The following is a 478-nucleotide window of genomic DNA, read 5'->3' on the forward strand; positions in this document are numbered from 1 at the left end:
GAGGGTAAGGGCGAAGAGCACCTCATCAACATCATCGACACGCCCGGCCACGTCGACTTCACGATCGAGGTCGAGCGTTCGCTGCGCGTGCTCGATGGCGCGGTCGCCTGCTTCGACGGCGTTGCCGGCGTCGAGCCGCAGTCGGAGACCGTGTGGCGTCAGGCCGACAAGTACGGCGTGCCGCGCATGTGCTTCGTTAACAAGCTGGATCGCACCGGCGCCGACTTCTACTTCTGCGTGAACTCGATCATCGAGCGCCTCGGTGCGCGCCCGGCGGTTCTGTACCTGCCGATCGGTATGGAGGGGGGCTTCAAGGGTCTGGTCGATCTCGTCGAGAACCGCGCGATCATCTGGCTCGAAGAGAGCCTGGGTGCGAAGTTCGAATATCAGGACATCCCGGCCGATATGGCCGAGAAGGCTGCGAAATATCGTAGCGACCTGATCGAGATGGCCGTCGAGCAGGACGACGACCTGATGG

Annotated in this window: 1 protein-coding gene; it reads left to right on the top strand. The window is 63.0% G+C overall.

The annotated features are described in order from the left end of the window. A partial coding sequence (locus tag AC0IYH_RS29300; RefSeq protein ID WP_471837531.1) for a GTP-binding protein occupies positions 1-478 on the top strand: 478 nt, incomplete at both ends.

The organism is Pseudomonas sp. AC463 (assembly GCF_979253585.1).